Here is a 15,571-nt window from a genome sequence, read left to right as displayed (position 1 = left end):
ATATTGATAACATTGTTCATGTTGTCACATGAATGTAACAATAAGGATTTAAAGTGTTTCTAGAGGTGAAAACATGAATACGAATCATGTAAAAAAAGAACGAAAAAAATCAATCGTAAAGATATTTATTATTAGTTTTATAAGTATATTAATGATACCAGTAAGTTTGTATTATTATGCGACAGAAATAGAACGAAAACTAGTAACAGTTACGTGGAATGAAATAGAAGCTTCTACAATTCCTAAAGAGTTTAATAATAAAAAAATATTGCAGTTTTCAGATGTACATTTAGGACCAGAGTTTACACTGAAACAACTTGAACATTTAGTGGAGAAGATGAATGAATTACATCCAGATATAGTAGTTTTTACCGGAGATTTAATAGATAAATTTGGGTCTTATAGTGCGGAAAGAGAAGAAGCGAAGGTTATTTTGCAGAAAATTTACGCTCCCTTAGGGAAATATGCTGTGTTTGGGAATCATGATAGGGGCGGGGGCGGTAGTTTATTTTACAAAAAATATATGGAAGAAGCTGGTTTTTCTGTATTAGTAAATGAAGTACAGAAAATTAAAGTGGAAAACGGCAAATATATTATAATATCAGGTTTGGATGATTTTCTATTAGGGAAGCCGCAAATAGATTCAACTTTAAAAAACTTGAAACAAAATGATTTCAACATGTTATTAGTACATGAGCCGGATGTTGTAACCAAAATAAATCGTTACCCAGTTGATCTTCAACTGTCAGGACATAGTCACGGAGGACAAGTCCAAATTCCTTTTGTAGGTCCGTTAATTACTACCAAACTAGCTGAGCACTACGTTGAAGGTATGTATGAAGTAGAGGGGAAGAGTAAGCCGTTATATTTATATGTAAATCGTGGCATTGGGACTACTAGGATGCCTGTTAGATTTTGTAGTGTACCTGAACTTTCAATTTTTGTGTTGAAGCAAAATAGTAACTAGAATATTTAACAATATGATTCCAAGGAACGTGCGATGTTGGTCGATGGAAAAGAGTTTCTTAAAACTTTAGATGTGACAAAGTAATTTTCATAAGTAAAAAACAACAATAGGACCTATAAAGGGACCTATTGTTGTTTTTATCCTGCATTGATTGCCCATAAATGTCCGATTGATGAGGGCTAATTATAGTTTTACTTTGTTATTTTTGCAAGGAAAGACCATCAAAATATGTTCTATAGTTACTAGAGAATTCAAAGTTGTTTTTTGCATCCCAATTAATAGACCAAGACATTAGGCCGCGGAATGCAGGATAGCCACTCTGGTTAGAAAGTTTATACTTTCCTCCGAATGGAACTCCTTTAATGATATAATTTAAAGCTTTTTTCATTTCAGTTGGCGAAATGTATCCACCACTTGGAGCTGCCGCTGGTGCTGCTGGAAGCCCAATCATGACTTGATCTGAACGAAGAGCTGGGAAAATGTTATTTGCATTACCACCTACAGGAAAACCATGTAAGAGCATATCTGCCATAGCGACCTCGTAGTCTGCAGTACCTTGATTGTAGTTATTACCGTCCATTCCAATCCCGCTACCAGCGTTGTAGTGTTGAACGTGAATGTATGTTAGTTTATCTTTCACTCCGTAAATAATTGGTAAATATGCACCCCATATGCTTCCATATGCGCTATATCCGCCTTGAACATAAGCTGTTTCAGGGGCCATGCTTAATAGAAAATCTGGACCATAATGATCTGAGATTGTTCGAATAGCTGAAATAAGATTTACGATTTGAGGGGTAGTTGGGTTTTTGAAGTTAGTGTCATTTCCGTTTAAGTAAATACCTGATTCAAGGTCAATATCTATTCCGTCAAAACCGTATTTATCGATCAGAGATTGTATGGAATTAATAAAACGATCCTTAGCGGCATTGTCAGGAAGTAAAACGACCCCATTTTGTCCACCTATTGAAAGAACTACTTTCTTTCCTTTACTTTTTAAATAAGAAATATCTGATTTGAATTCTGCATCTGTACCATACACAGGAGAAAATTCAACAGTGGAACGATCACCACCAGTTTCACCAAAAGATACATTGATTACATCCCATTTTGGTGAAACGTCTTTTAATTTAATAATGCCAGTACCGTTATCAAAATTATGCCAGTATCCAACGAGTAATTTTGAACCTAAATTGTTTGCTGCTTGTGCTTGGAAAGGGGATAACGGTAGAAGTAAGAACATTACTAAAATACAACAAAAAAATTTGAACTTGTTTAACATATCAACACTCCTATACAAAAAGTTGTCTAGATGTATAATCTTGTTTATTTAATAATATCTGAAAATTCTTTCTTTTGTAAAGGGACTATAATTTTCTCAACAATTGTGTATGGGAAAGTATTAAACCTAATGTAATAATTTTTGAAGGAGGTTGAATTTTAATTGTTGAATTCAGAATATTTTGATATATTTTAAAGTATAGGACAAAATCTTTCGCACAGTACTCTTACATAAATTTCAAAATTTAGTTTGGAAGGGGATGTACAAGATTTGGATAAAAATCTAAAGAAAGACCTCAAAATACGCCACATTACAATGATTTCAATTGGCGGTGTAATAGGGGCTGGTTTGTTTGTTGGAAGTGGTGCAGTTGTACATTCGGCAGGACCAGGTTCTATCGTTTCATATGCATTAGCAGGACTTCTAGTCATTTTCGTCATGAGAATGCTAGGAGAAATGGCAGCTGTTAATCCGACAAGTGGTTCATTTGCAACGTATGCAAGAGAAGCGATTGGTCCTTGGGCGGGTTATACAATAGGCTGGTTATACTGGTTTTTTTGGGTAATTGTTATTGCAATAGAAGCCACAGCAGGTGCTGGTATTATCCAATATTGGATTCCACAAATACCGCTTTGGTTATTAAGTTTAATATTAACAATTTTATTAACGCTGACGAACGTTTTTTCGGTGAAATCATTTGGAGAGTTTGAATATTGGTTTTCTTTTATTAAAGTAATAAGTATTGTTTTGTTCCTTTGTCTAGGTCTTGCTGTTATTTTAGGATTTGTTCCAGGAACAGAAGCACCCGGCACTTCGAATTTAATTGGACAAGGTGGATTTATGCCAAACGGTATAAGTTCGGTACTGCTTGGAATTACTGTCGTTATATTTTCATTTATGGGATCAGAAATTGTAGCGGTAGCCGCAGGTGAATCTGCAGAACCTGTAAAAGCAGTAAAAACAGCAACAAACAGTGTGATTTGGCGTATTCTTGTATTTTTTATTGGGTCTATAGCGGTAGTTGTTACGCTACTGCCATGGAATTCAGCAAACATATTAAAAAGTCCATTTGTAGCTGTATTGGAACATATAGGAATACCAGCTGCGGCACAAATTATGAATTTTATCGTTTTAACAGCTGTACTCTCTTGTTTAAATTCGGGTTTATATACAAACTCAAGAATGCTTTTTTCGATGGCAGAAAGAGGAGATGCTCCAAAGGCGTTTTTGAAATTGAACAGTAGTGGTGTTCCAGTTCTGGCCGTTTTATTTGGAACTTTCTTCGCTTATATTGGCGTTGTGTTTAGTTACATTTCTCCAGATAAAGTCTTTTTGTTTTTAGTGAATGCATCTGGCGGGATTGCGTTACTAGTTTATCTCGTTATTGCAGTTTCGCATTTAAAGATGCGTAAAAAAATGGGGAAAGTGGAACAACAAAATTTGAAAGTGAAAATGTGGCTTTTTCCGTATGTAACGTATGTTACAATTGTTGCTATTATAGCAGTTTTAGTTGCGATGTTCGCAATTGATACTTTACGTTCACAAGCACTTTTAACAATGTTTGTTACTGTTCTTATCATACTTTCTTATTTTATTTTTAATAGAAATAAAAATAGCACAGTTTTGAATCCTAAAAGTAAGAATGAGGAATCTGTTCGATTCTAATTTTCTAATTTTCTAATTTTCGAAGAGAGTTACACCCAGTCATTGCTATAAAAGAATCATATATAATCATAGAAACAAGTAATTACTATTGTCATAGTGGATATAAACTTTTTTCTTGACTTTTTATACGAAGGCGAGCAAAATGGTAAAAAAGGAAGGGGGGGATGATAATGGAAGAGTACGTATTAGAGCTGTATAACCTGTTATATACGACAGAATGGCAAGATATTGTTTCGTTTCTAGGAATCGTATTTTGCATGAAAATTGTAATTGTATATATGGAAGAGCAAGGTATGTTCTATTCCTTCTCATCCCCGTTCGATATGCAGCGCGAGCCGTTGCTAAACTATGCCAATGTGAATTACGAACAAATTCCTTTTGTTATTTTCTTTATGATTCGATTTATTACAGCAATTGTAAGGAAAAAGGAAAGTGACGATGAAGAGTGCCACTCAACTTGTAATATAGCGAATGTTTTTTAAGCTAAATACAAGGAGGAGATTTATATGTGGTTTCGATTTCTTATGATTGGTTTCTTTTCATTAACAGCAATTTCTTTAATGGGATATCAAGTGTCTGAAATTTTTCAAGCATATAGCGATACATTTTTTAACAAAAACTAATCGCGTTGCTATTTGAATAATAAAGCGATAAAATCCTTCTTAAGAAGTTTTATTAAGAAGGATTTTTTCTTTGTCTTATCTTGCTGTGTCAAACTATTGTCACATTTACACTGTGAATAGTATGTTAAAATAGTGAGGTTACGTATACATATTTGAAGGAAGAGGGAGTGACCATTTTGGTGGATCAATCAACAAATCAGAAAAGCTATGCTCCTATTGTGATAACGCTTTCTGTAATTGTAAATGCGATTATTTTATTTTTGTTCTTTGGACCTGTTGGCTATGAAGGAGAATTACATTTTGATGTAACAATTTTACCAATGTTAAATGCAATTTTTAATAGCTTTACGTTCGTATTCTTATTAGCAGCTCTATACTCTATTATTAAGAAGAATGTGAAAATGCACCGTGGTTTCATCCTGGCAGCATTTACAACGACGTTGCTATTTTGTGTTTCTTATTTATCTTATCATTACTTAGCGCCAGCAACACATTTTGGCGGAGAAGGATTCATTAAATATGTGTATTTCATCATTTTAATTACACATATTATCCTGGCGGCAATTATTGTACCGCTTGCATTGTTTGCACTTGTATTTGGTTTTACAAATCAATTAACACGTCATCGTAAAATTGTACGTTGGACGATGCCGATTTGGTTATATGTAAGTTTATCTGGTGTTATTGTTTACTTAATGATCTCACCTTATTACCAATAAAAAATCTCAGCCTGTAGGCTGGGGTTTTTTTATTAAGCAAATATTTTTGTGAAATGAAAAAAATATGGTATACAAAAGTATAGTTGCTTTTCATATAGAAGGGATGGTAAAGGAATATGCAAAATTTTGTATTTCGTAATCCAACGAAACTTATTTTCGGTAAAGGTCAATTAGAGCAGTTAAAAACTGAAATTCCACAGTTCGGTAAAAAAGTTCTTCTCGTATACGGGGGAGGCAGCATTAAAAGAAACGGTATTTATGATAATGTAATTTCTATTTTAAAGGATATAAATGCAGAAGTATTTGAATTGACAGGTGTTGAACCGAATCCACGTGTATCAACTGTAAAGAAAGGGATTCAAATTTGTAAAGAAAATGGTGTTGAATTTATTTTAGCAGTTGGTGGAGGAAGTGTGATCGACTGTACGAAGGCAATTGCAGCTGGTAGTAAGTACGATGGAGATGTATGGGATATTGTAACGAAAAAAACATTTGCTAATGAGGCATTACCATTTGGTACTGTACTTACTCTTGCAGCAACAGGATCTGAAATGAATGCAGGCTCGGTAATTACAAACTGGGAAACGAATGAAAAGTATGGATGGGGTAGCCCAGTTACTTTCCCGCAGTTTTCAATTTTAGATCCAGTTCATACTACTTCTGTACCGAAAGATCAAACCATTTACGGTATGGTAGATATTATGTCGCACGTATTAGAACAATATTTCCATCATGGAACGAATACAGAACTACAAGATCGTTATTGTGAAGCTGTTTTAAAAACAGTAATTGAGACAGCACCTAAGCTTTTAAGTGATTTAGAAAATTATGAGCATAGAGAAACTATTTTATATTGTGGTACTATGGCGTTAAACGGCATTTTAGCGATGGGAGTAAAAGGAGATTGGGCGACTCATAATATTGAGCATGCAGTTTCTGCTGTTCATGATATACCACACGGGGGTGGCCTTGCGATTTTATTCCCGAACTGGATGAAACATGTTGTAGAGGAAAATGTAAGTCGTTTTAAACAGTTCGCTATTCGTGTATTTGATATAGAAACAGATGGCAAAACAGATAAAGAAGTGGCTTTAGAAGGAATTAAGGCACTGCGTCAATTTTGGACTTCAATTGAAGCGCCAGCAACATTAGCTGATTACGGTATTGGAGAAAATGAAATTGATATAATGGCTAATAAAGCGATGGCGTATGGTGAATTTGGTAACTTTAAAAAATTAAATAAAGATGATGTTTTAAGTATATATAAAGCTTCTTTATAAGTGAATTTAGAAAAGAAACCTATTTGATTGTTTAATCGAATAGGTTTCTTTTTGCTGTTTATAAATGTTTATGGGTGTTTTTGATTATTTTTGATTGTTTGTGGTTGATTTTTGTGACCGTTTTCATTATACTGTAATCAAAGAAGAGGTGAATAAAATGTTAACTCCTGAACGTCATCAAATGATATTGCAACTTGTAAAAGAACAGAAAGTTGTAAAATTACAGCAATTAGTTGAAAGAACAGAAAGCTCTGAGTCGACAATTCGCCGTGATTTAGCACAATTGGAAAAGCAAAGGTTATTAAAAAGAGTTCATGGTGGTGCCGCTGTTTTAACAGGAAAAGGGCAAGAACCAACGATGGTTGAAAAATCATCCAAAAACATTCAAATAAAACAACAAATTGCTAATTATGCGGCTAGCGTTATTGAACAAGGTGATTGTATTTATTTAGATGCAGGAAGTACAACATTTGAAATGATTCCATTTTTAATAAATAAAGATGTGACTGTCGTTACGAATGGACTTATGCATATTGAAGCTTTAGTTGAAAATAATATTCGTGCGTATTTACTAGGTGGAATGATGAAGAGTAGGACGAAAGCTTTAATCGGTGCTATGGCACAGGAAAGTATGCAGAAGTATCGTTTTGATAAATGTTTTTTAGGTGCAAATGGTGTACATGAACAGCTTGGCTTTACAACGCCAGATCCAGAAGAAGCGCTCTTAAAACAAATGGCATTAACATTAGCAAACGAAGGATATTTCTTAATTGATGAAAGTAAGTTTTCAGAAGTTGCATTTGCGAAAATTGCAAATGTTGAAGAAGCAAATATTATTACAAACCATTTAGAAATTGATTTAGAAAAATATAAAAGACAAACCAATGTAATTGAGGCTGATAAACAATGATCTATACAGTTACTTTAAATCCATCTATTGATTATGTAGTACAAGTTAATTCCTTTGATTTAGGCGCAGTCAATCGAGCAGAGAAAGATATGAAGTTTCCTGGAGGAAAAGGGATTAATGTTTCTCGCGTTCTCCATTGTTTAGGTGTGGAAAATATAGCACTTGGATTTACTGGTGGATTCACCGGTCAATTTATTAAAGGTGTATTACAGGCGGAAGGCGTAATGACAAACTTCATCCAAGTAGACGGAGATTCCCGAATTAATGTGAAAATAAAAGGGCAAGAAGAGACAGAATTAAATGGGCAAGGTCCTAATGTGACAAATGAGCAATTTGAACAATTAATGAAACAAATCGAAAGTATGAAGCAGGGAGATTGCGTTGTGCTAGCTGGAAGTGTACCTGCATCTATCCCAACTACCTTTTATGAATCAATCGCAGCGCTCGGAGCTGAAAAAGGTATTCGAGTAGTAGTCGATGCGAGTGGAAGTGCACTGCAGCATGTAATTAAAAATAAGCCATTTTTAATTAAGCCAAACCATCATGAACTTGGTGAGTTGTTTGGAGTGGAGCTTTCAACAGTAGAGGACGTTTTACCTTATGGAAGAAAATTAATTGAACAAGGTATAAAACACGTTATCGTATCGATGGCTGGAGAGGGAGCTTTATTATTTACGGCAGAAGGTATATATGAAGCGACTGTTCCAAAAGGTGTTGTAATTAATTCAGTTGGGGCCGGAGATTCTCTTGTTGCAGGGTTTGTAGGCAAATATGAACAGACAAAAGATATTGAAAAGGCATTTCAATACGGCGTTGCAACAGGGAGTGCAACAGCATTTTCAGCTGATTTATGTAAGAAGGAAAAAGTAGAAGAATTATTGTCGCAAGTAATTGTAGCTAAGCGATAGGGGGAAGCAACATATGAAAATTACAGAACTATTAAAAAGAGATACAGTCATTATGGATTTGACAGCTTCAAATAAAGAAGCTGTCATAGATGAATTAGTTGAGAAATTAAATGGGGCAAATCGTTTAAATAGTAAAATGGAATTTAAAGAAGCTATTTTAAAGCGGGAGTCCCAAAGTACGACTGGAATAGGGGAAGGTATTGCAATACCTCATGCGAAGACAAAGGCTGTTAAACAACCATCGATTTGTTTTGGTAGAAGTGTAAGCGGTATCAATTATGAGTCGCTTGACGGACAGCCAGCACACTTATTCTTTATGATTGCTGCAAGTGAAGGAGCGAATAATACTCATTTAGAAACGTTGTCTCGTTTATCGACATTATTAATGGATGAAGGATTTCGCAAGCAACTATTAGAAGCAAAGGATGAAAGTGAGCTTCTTCAACTATTTGATGAAAAAGAGAATGAAAAAGAAGAAGAGATTGAAGTCGCAAAACCAGAAGTAAATGAACCGTACGTACTTGCTGTTACAGCTTGTCCAACTGGAATCGCTCACACATATATGGCAGCGGATAGCTTAAAAGCAAAAGCGACAGAGTTAGGAATAGCGATTAAAGTTGAAACAAACGGATCGACAGGTATTAAAAACGGTTTAACGAAAGAGGATATTGAACGTGCAACAGCTATTATTGTTGCGGCGGATAAACAAGTAGAAATGAATCGTTTTGCTGGTAAACATGTCATTCAAGTACCAGTCGCTGATGGGATTAGAAAAACGGAAACACTTCTTAATCGAGCTGTAAAGCAAGATGCACCAATCTTTAAAGGTGTAAAAGAAGATGGAAAGGCAGAAAGTACGGAAAAAGAAAAAGGATTAGGAATTTATAAGCATTTAATGAATGGCGTAAGTAATATGCTTCCGTTCGTTGTTGGCGGCGGGATTTTAATAGCGCTAGCGTTTTCGTTTGGTGGTATAAAGGCGGAAGGTCCTTTAGCTGAATTGTTCATGTCAATTGGTGGAGGAAAAACAGGTGCGTTTTTATTCCTTGTACCAATTTTAGCTGGATTTATTGCAAGTTCTATTGCTGATCGTCCTGGTTTTATGCCTGGTGTTGTAGGTGGATTTTTAGCGGCGAATGCGAATGCTGGCTTTTTAGGTGGATTAATTGCTGGTTTCTTAGCTGGATATGTTGTTTTAGGGTTGAAAAGATTATTTTCAGGACTACCAGTACAATTAGAAGGAATTAAACCTGTTTTGTTATATCCAGTCTTTGGATTATTGATTACAGGAGTTGTAATGCAAAAAGCAGTGATTCCGCCTGTAGTAGCATTAAATGAAATGTTGACAGGGTGGTTAAATGGTTTAAACGGTACGAATGCTATATTACTAGGTCTTATTTTAGGTGGTATGATGGCAATTGATATGGGTGGTCCAATTAATAAAGCGGCGTTTACGTTTGGTATTGCTGCAATAGAAGCACAGAATTTTGGAGTGCACTCAGCAGTTATGGCTGGTGGTATGGTACCGCCACTTGCGATTGCATTTGCAACTACATTCTTTAAATCAAAGTTTACAGAAGCGGAACGTAAATCTGGTTTAACAAATTATATTATGGGAGCATCGTTCATTACAGAAGGTGCGATTCCGTTTGCAGCTGCAGATCCGGTTCGAGTAATCGTAAGTTGTGTTGTTGGTTCAAGTATTGCAGGTGCGTTATCTATGTTATTCCAAATTACATTACCAGCACCGCATGGTGGATTATTTGTAATAGCGTTAGTAAATAAACCGTTACTATATATTTTCTCTATATTAATTGGAACGATTGTCTCGGCTATTATGCTAGGTGTTTGGAAAAAGAAAGTTCAATAACAAATGAAAAGAGAGCAGCTTTTAGTAGCTGCTCTCTTTTTATTACAAAAAAATAGGTTAACAATTAAATATTGATGTTTTTTGGTAAAAGATGTAACGAATTGTTACTTTTTTGTAACAAAAAAGTAACACTGTAATTTTTTCTGGAAAAAAGTTCTTGTGCTCGTATATGAAAAATATATGAAAACCACTGGAGATTGTATGAGAAATACATTTTATTAATATGGAAATTTATGTTACAACTCGTTAATCGTATATTACGAATGCTTTGTAATTGTGTGATTTCTAAAAATTCTAAAAATCTGTTGCTATAATGAAAATACGAAAACAAAGCAAATGGAGGCTATTCATGAAAAAATTATTAGGTATAGCAACAGCAGCAGTTTTTGGTCTTGGGATTTTTGCGGGTTCTGCTAAAGCGGAAACAATTGTAACAACAGACGTATTAAATGTTAGAGAAAACCCAAATGTAGAGTCAAAGCTTGTAGGTAAAGTGTTAAGTGGGAATACACTAGATGTTATAAATACAGAAAATGGATGGACAAAAATTAAGTTGAACGGTAAGGAAGCGTTTGTAAGTGCCGATTTTACAAAGAGCACATATTATGTAACGGCGGGCGTATTAAATGTTCGTGCTGGAGCGAATACTGATTCTGAAATTTTAGGTAAACTTAATAAAAATGATGTGATTGAAACGACGAATCAAGTTCAAAATGAATGGTTACAATTCGACTACAATGGAAAAGTTGGATATGTTCACGTGCCATTTTTAACAGGAACAGCCCCTGTAATCGAAAAGAAAGAGGTTGTAGCTCAAGAAGAAGCGCCAGCTAGAACAAATACGCCGGTTAAAAATAATACAGTAGTTAAGAATAAAGAGTCTGTTAAGAGTAACGATTCTATTAAGAATGTAGAATCAAGTAAACCTGTGGTAAAAGAAAAACCGGCTGCAAAACCAGTTGCAAAATCTACTGAAACAAGTGCGCCTACTGGTGGTCGTGAAATTACAGTAGAAGCGACGGCATATACAGCAGATCCGAGTGAGAATGGTTCGTATGGTGGTCGTGTATTAACTGCAATGGGGCATGATTTAACAGCAAATCCAAATATGAAAGTAATTGCTGTTGATCCGAAAGTAATTCCGCTTGGATCAAAAGTATGGGTAGAAGGATATGGAGAAGCGATTGCTGGAGACACTGGTGGTGCGATTAAAGGAAATCGTATTGATGTATTAGTCGGTTCAGATGGTAGTGCTAATAGCTGGGGGCGCAAATCTGTAAAAGTGAAAGTTATACAATAGGTTATCGATATTAATATAAAAAGCGGTTGCTTGAAATTATGTAAGCAGCCGCTTTTTATGGATTATTGAAATGGATAAATAGTTTTACCTGTAATAATTTTATATGCACTGCAAAATTGCGTTTGTATATATTCTGTATTTTTATTTTCTGGATGTAATGTTGTTTCATGGAGGGTAGAATGAAAAGCCCGTAGTAAACAATTTAGGGCGAAGTATAATTCCTCTTGTGAACAATTTTGTTCTTTTATAGAAGTAGCTAAAATGAGGTCTTTTGTCAAAGATGAAAAATTGATGGTGGATTGTTTCATAGTTAACTCATCCTCTCGAAACTATTTTTATCATGTATATGCAGAATTGGACAAACTATGTTCTTTTTTCTGTATAATTTCATGTACCGAAATGAAAGAACTTGCAATCATGCCGTTAAAATTGGTAAGATTGGGTATAATCAATAGATGGAGTATATTACATAAAGAGAGTTGAATGATATGGGAGAAGTGCAACGTGAAAAAGTTGCTGTCATCATTGGACCAACTGCTGTTGGAAAGACGAAGTTAAGTATCAATCTTGCCAAAGCGTTGAACGGTGAAATTATTAGTGGTGATTCCATGCAGATCTATCGAACGATGGATATTGGAACTGCAAAGGTAACAAAAGCAGAGATGGACGGAATTCCACATTATATGATCGATATAAAAAATCCGGAAGATTCATTTTCTGTCGCGGAATTTCAAGAACGTGTTCGCAAGCATATTCGAGAAATTACAGAACGTGGTAAATTACCAATTATAGTTGGTGGGACCGGTCTTTATATACAATCTGTTTTATTCGATTATCAGTTTACAGATGATGCTGGTGATGTGATATACCGAGAGCAAATGGAAAAGTTAGCTTTAGAACGCGGTGTGGAATATGTACATAAAAAATTGCAAGAAGTAGATCCAGAAAGTGCGGAGCGTATTCATGCAAATAATGTACGACGTGTCATTCGGGCGTTAGAAATTTTTCGCACAACGGGTGAAAAAATGAGTGAACAAATTGAGAAACAAGAAAAAGAGTTACTCTATGATGTTTCATTAATTGGCTTGACAATGGATCGAGAAATGCTATACGATCGCATTAACTTACGAGTGGATTTGATGATGGAACAAGGCCTATTAGAGGAAGTAGAAGGGCTGTATAATAGAGGGATACGAGATTGTCAATCTATTCAAGCGATTGGATATAAAGAAATCTATGATTATTTTGAGAATCGAGTTTCTTTAGAAGATGCGGTATCACAATTAAAGACGAATTCGCGTCGTTATGCAAAGCGTCAATTAACGTGGTTCCGTAATAAAATGGATGTCACGTGGTTTGATGTTACAAACGGTGAAAAAACGTCAGAAATTTTACGATACATAGAAGGAAAGTTACAAGTAAAGTCGAATAATAGTAAGTAGAGAAAAAGAGGAGGATTCGACATGAAGCAATCAATCAATATTCAAGATCAGTTTTTAAATCAACTCCGTAAAGAAAATACGTTTGTTACGCTGTACTTATTAAATGGTTTCCAGCTTCGTGGACTAATTAAAGGATTTGATAATTTTACAGTCCTGCTGGAAACAGAAGGTAAGCAACAGCTTATTTATAAACATGCAATTTCTACATTTGTACCACAAAAAAATGTTTCAATTGAATTAGAATAGTAATGAATTATTGTACATAACAAAAAAGAGCGAGTTTCCTCGCTCTTTTTTTATTTGTCATAAACAATATATAGTGAAATTTAAGCGATTCTAAATACAGTAAGGCGGATGTTAGTATTTCCTGTTGCAGGGATCGTAATCTCATTAAGTGTAGATTGGACAGAGATTCTTGCACCGGCTGCTAATGTTTCTATTGTAGTAAATGAAAGTGAGTCGCCTATTAAATTTGAAGAGAAATTATCAGTTGCGACTGCTCCATTAATTGAAATTCCTACTCCGAGTGGAGCGCATCCTGGCGCAGTTGTAGAAATGGATACGCTAATTACATAAATACCACCGTTAATAACAGTAACTGTATCTGTGCCGTTGAAGATAATATTGTTTACGTTAATTGCAGTACTAAAAATAAAATTATTAAATTGCAGTACTGTTTGCTGAATATTGTTTGTTACAACAATTGTTGCTATAGGGAAGCTAGGTCCAGTAGGCCCAGTAGGTCCGGTAGGTCCACCAGAAGGTCCAGTAGGTCCAGTAACTCCTATGCCAGTAGCGCCGGTAGCACCCGTTGGTCCTTGAATGCCTTGAGGCCCGGTAGCGCCTGTGTTACCTTGAACACCTTGAGGTCCAGTAGCACCAGTAGCACCTGTGTTACCTTGAACACCTTGAGGTCCAGTAGCACCAGTAGCGCCGGTAGCGCCTGTGTTACCTTGAACACCTTGAGGTCCAGTGGCACCGGTAGCGCCAGTAGCACCCGTGTTACCTTGAACACCCTGAGGTCCAGTAGCGCCAGTAGCACCTGTGTTACCTTGAACACCTTGAGGTCCAGTGGCACCAGTAGCACCCGTGTTACCTTGAGCACCTTGAGGTCCAGTGGCGCCTGTGTTACCTTGAACACCTTGAGGTCCAGTGGCACCAGTAGCACCTGTGTTACCTTGAACACCTTGAGGTCCAGTAGCACCAGTAGCACCTGTGTTACCTTGAGCACCTTGAGGTCCAGTAGCACCAGTAGCACCTGTGTTACCTTGAGCACCTTGAGGTCCAGTAGCACCAGTAGCACCTGTGTTACCTTGAGCGCCTTGAGGTCCAGTAGCGCCAGTAGCACCTGTGTTACCTTGAGGTCCAGTAGGTCCAGGAGGCCCGCCAGAAGGTCCAGTAGGTCCGGTAACTCCTATACCAGTAGCACCCGTGTTACCTTGAGGCCCAGTGGCACCGGTAGCGCCAGTAGCGCCCGTGTTACCTTGAGGCCCAGTGGCACCGGTAGCGCCAGTAGCGCCCGTGTTACCTCGAGGCCCAGTGGCACCGGTAGCGCCAGTAGCGCCCGTGTTACCTCGAGGCCCAGTGGCACCGGTAGCGCCAGTAGCGCCCGTGTTACCTCGAGGCCCAGTGGCACCGGTAGCGCCCGTGTTACCTTGAGGTCCAGTGGCACCAGTAGCGCCCGTGTTACCTTGAGGCCCAGTAGCGCCAGTAGCGCCTGTGTTACCTCGAGGCCCAGTGGCACCGGTAGCGCCAGTAGCGCCCGTGTTACCTTGAGGTCCAGTGGCACCGGTAGCGCCAGTAGCGCCAGTAGCGCCCGTGTTACCTTGAGGTCCAGTAGCGCCAGTAGCGCCCGTGTTACCTCGAGGTCCAGTAGCGCCCGTGTTACCTCGAGGTCCAGTGGCACCGGTAGCGCCAGTAGCGCCCGTGTTACCTCGAGGCCCGGTAGCGCCAGTAGCGCCCGTGTTACCTCGAGGCCCAGTAGCGCCGGTAGCGCCCGTGTTACCTCGAGGCCCAGTAGCGCCGGTAGCGCCCGTGTTACCTCGAGGCCCAGTGGCACCAGTAGCGCCTGCTGGTCCAGTAGGTCCGGTAGGTCCTTGAATGAACGAAGCAGAATTAACTAGAGCAGTTTGTAATGCTGCTATTAATTTAAGGAGCTCTTGAAGTGTGCAAGGGTCAATTCGGAATAATTTTGTAATGTATAGTAAATAGTTAATGAGATTTTGAAGCTCAATAAATACAGCGCTTGCTACAAAGGTTGGATTTCTTAATATAGTTATTAAGTTTTTAATAATAGCTAACCCTTGTGCTTTCAGGGAGGAAGTAGCGTCTAGTGAACAAATAAATTTACTCAGTAGGTTCAATGTATCGATTAGGTCTTCAATATTTTGGGGAGATGGATTTGCGAAAAGTTTTGGGATTATTTTTGTTAAATCAATAATAATCGCACGAAATGTTCTAAGTTGAGCTTTAGTAATTGGGATTGATGGAGTATTCGGGATTCGTCCGGCGCTACTTGGAAAGCATGGTTTGGAGAATTTGTTTTGATTGTCGTTATAACGAGACATTAAATCTCTCCTTTCTCACGAAAATGTGAACGAAACTC

The 15,571-nt window shown here is 37.2% G+C and carries 14 protein-coding genes; 11 read left to right on the top strand and 3 right to left on the bottom strand.

Features of this window, described 5'->3' with window-relative positions; translation table 11 throughout:
• The first annotated feature begins 73 nt into the window (after positions 1–73).
• Positions 74–967, top strand: coding sequence for a metallophosphoesterase (locus tag DN407_RS18120; RefSeq protein ID WP_001095345.1), 894 nt, complete (start codon positions 74–76; stop codon positions 965–967).
• A 199-nt stretch (positions 968–1,166) separates the two neighbouring features.
• Here the strand turns inward: DN407_RS18120 and DN407_RS18115 are convergent, their stop codons facing one another.
• Positions 1,167–2,249 carry a chitinase gene (locus DN407_RS18115; RefSeq protein WP_000932440.1) on the bottom strand — a complete coding sequence of 361 codons (1,083 nt, stop codon included), beginning with the start codon at positions 2,247–2,249 and terminating at the stop codon, positions 1,167–1,169.
• Between the two features lie 270 nt (positions 2,250–2,519).
• Between DN407_RS18115 and gabP the strand changes: the two genes are divergently transcribed.
• The 8 genes from gabP to entD all read left to right on the top strand — a co-directional run bounded on the left by gabP (position 2,520) and on the right by entD (position 11,524).
• Positions 2,520–3,914 (top strand): GABA permease, encoded by a 1,395-nt coding sequence (gene gabP / locus DN407_RS18105; RefSeq protein WP_149216546.1) that lies wholly within the window; start codon positions 2,520–2,522, stop codon positions 3,912–3,914.
• Positions 3,915–4,078: 164 nt separating this feature from the next.
• On the top strand, positions 4,079–4,396 hold the full coding sequence (locus DN407_RS18100) for a hypothetical protein (RefSeq protein ID WP_103595474.1): 318 nt from the start codon (positions 4,079–4,081) through the stop codon (positions 4,394–4,396).
• Between the two features lie 317 nt (positions 4,397–4,713).
• Positions 4,714–5,256 carry a DUF420 domain-containing protein gene (locus DN407_RS18095; protein ID WP_000228314.1) on the top strand — a complete coding sequence of 181 codons (543 nt, stop codon included), beginning with the start codon at positions 4,714–4,716 and terminating at the stop codon, positions 5,254–5,256.
• A 116-nt stretch (positions 5,257–5,372) separates the two neighbouring features.
• Positions 5,373–6,536 (top strand): iron-containing alcohol dehydrogenase, encoded by a 1,164-nt coding sequence (locus tag DN407_RS18090; RefSeq protein WP_001179092.1) that lies wholly within the window; start codon positions 5,373–5,375, stop codon positions 6,534–6,536.
• A 157-nt stretch (positions 6,537–6,693) separates the two neighbouring features.
• On the top strand, positions 6,694–7,446 hold the full coding sequence (locus tag DN407_RS18085; protein WP_000957286.1) for a DeoR/GlpR family DNA-binding transcription regulator: 753 nt from the start codon (positions 6,694–6,696) through the stop codon (positions 7,444–7,446).
• Positions 7,443–8,354, top strand: a complete 912-nt coding sequence (pfkB, locus tag DN407_RS18080; RefSeq protein ID WP_149216545.1) for a 1-phosphofructokinase — start codon at positions 7,443–7,445, stop codon at positions 8,352–8,354. Before DN407_RS18085 ends, pfkB begins: the two co-directional genes overlap by 4 nt.
• A 13-nt stretch (positions 8,355–8,367) precedes the next feature.
• Positions 8,368–10,224 (top strand): PTS fructose transporter subunit IIABC, encoded by a 1,857-nt coding sequence (locus tag DN407_RS18075; RefSeq protein ID WP_000704599.1) that lies wholly within the window; start codon positions 8,368–8,370, stop codon positions 10,222–10,224.
• 349 nt (positions 10,225–10,573) lie between these two features.
• Positions 10,574–11,524: a cell wall-binding protein EntD gene (gene entD, locus DN407_RS18070; RefSeq protein WP_000734613.1), complete on the top strand. Its 951-nt coding sequence runs from the start codon at positions 10,574–10,576 to the stop codon at positions 11,522–11,524.
• Between the two features lie 62 nt (positions 11,525–11,586).
• Here entD and DN407_RS18065 read toward each other — a convergent pair whose 3' ends face one another.
• Positions 11,587–11,832, bottom strand: coding sequence for a hypothetical protein (locus tag DN407_RS18065; protein ID WP_000814426.1), 246 nt, complete (start codon positions 11,830–11,832; stop codon positions 11,587–11,589).
• Positions 11,833–12,012: 180 nt separating this feature from the next.
• On the opposite strand from DN407_RS18065, the gene miaA reads away from it, so the two are divergent.
• Positions 12,013–12,966, top strand: coding sequence for a tRNA (adenosine(37)-N6)-dimethylallyltransferase MiaA (gene miaA, locus DN407_RS18060; RefSeq protein ID WP_000504958.1), 954 nt, complete (start codon positions 12,013–12,015; stop codon positions 12,964–12,966).
• Between the two features lie 21 nt (positions 12,967–12,987).
• On the top strand, positions 12,988–13,212 hold the full coding sequence (gene hfq / locus DN407_RS18055) for an RNA chaperone Hfq (RefSeq protein WP_000813896.1): 225 nt from the start codon (positions 12,988–12,990) through the stop codon (positions 13,210–13,212).
• Between the two features lie 80 nt (positions 13,213–13,292).
• Here hfq and DN407_RS18050 read toward each other — a convergent pair whose 3' ends face one another.
• Positions 13,293–15,533, bottom strand: a complete 2,241-nt coding sequence (locus DN407_RS18050) for a Gly-Xaa-Xaa repeat protein (RefSeq protein WP_149216544.1) — start codon at positions 15,531–15,533, stop codon at positions 13,293–13,295.
• Positions 15,534–15,571 lie beyond the last annotated feature (38 nt).

The sequence above is a fragment of the Bacillus sp. JAS24-2 genome, from assembly GCF_008274905.1.
GTDB lineage: Bacteria > Bacillota > Bacilli > Bacillales > Bacillaceae_G > Bacillus_A > Bacillus_A cereus.
The sequence above is the reverse complement of the archived record's forward strand: the minus strand, read 5'-3'. Positions and strand labels throughout refer to the sequence as shown.

Coding starts and splice junctions, on each gene's coding strand:
- DN407_RS18120 (WP_001095345.1), top strand. CDS start 74: ATGAATACGAATCATGTAAAAAAAGAACGAAAAAAATCAATCGTAAAG.
- DN407_RS18115 (WP_000932440.1), bottom strand. CDS start 2,249: ATGTTAAACAAGTTCAAATTTTTTTGTTGTATTTTAGTAATGTTCTTA.
- DN407_RS18100 (WP_103595474.1), top strand. CDS start 4,079: ATGATAATGGAAGAGTACGTATTAGAGCTGTATAACCTGTTATATACG.
- DN407_RS18090 (WP_001179092.1), top strand. CDS start 5,373: ATGCAAAATTTTGTATTTCGTAATCCAACGAAACTTATTTTCGGTAAA.
- DN407_RS18085 (WP_000957286.1), top strand. CDS start 6,694: ATGTTAACTCCTGAACGTCATCAAATGATATTGCAACTTGTAAAAGAA.
- pfkB (WP_149216545.1), top strand. CDS start 7,443: ATGATCTATACAGTTACTTTAAATCCATCTATTGATTATGTAGTACAA.
- DN407_RS18075 (WP_000704599.1), top strand. CDS start 8,368: ATGAAAATTACAGAACTATTAAAAAGAGATACAGTCATTATGGATTTG.
- entD (WP_000734613.1), top strand. CDS start 10,574: ATGAAAAAATTATTAGGTATAGCAACAGCAGCAGTTTTTGGTCTTGGG.
- DN407_RS18065 (WP_000814426.1), bottom strand. CDS start 11,832: ATGAAACAATCCACCATCAATTTTTCATCTTTGACAAAAGACCTCATT.
- miaA (WP_000504958.1), top strand. CDS start 12,013: ATGGGAGAAGTGCAACGTGAAAAAGTTGCTGTCATCATTGGACCAACT.
- hfq (WP_000813896.1), top strand. CDS start 12,988: ATGAAGCAATCAATCAATATTCAAGATCAGTTTTTAAATCAACTCCGT.
- DN407_RS18050 (WP_149216544.1), bottom strand. CDS start 15,533: ATGTCTCGTTATAACGACAATCAAAACAAATTCTCCAAACCATGCTTT.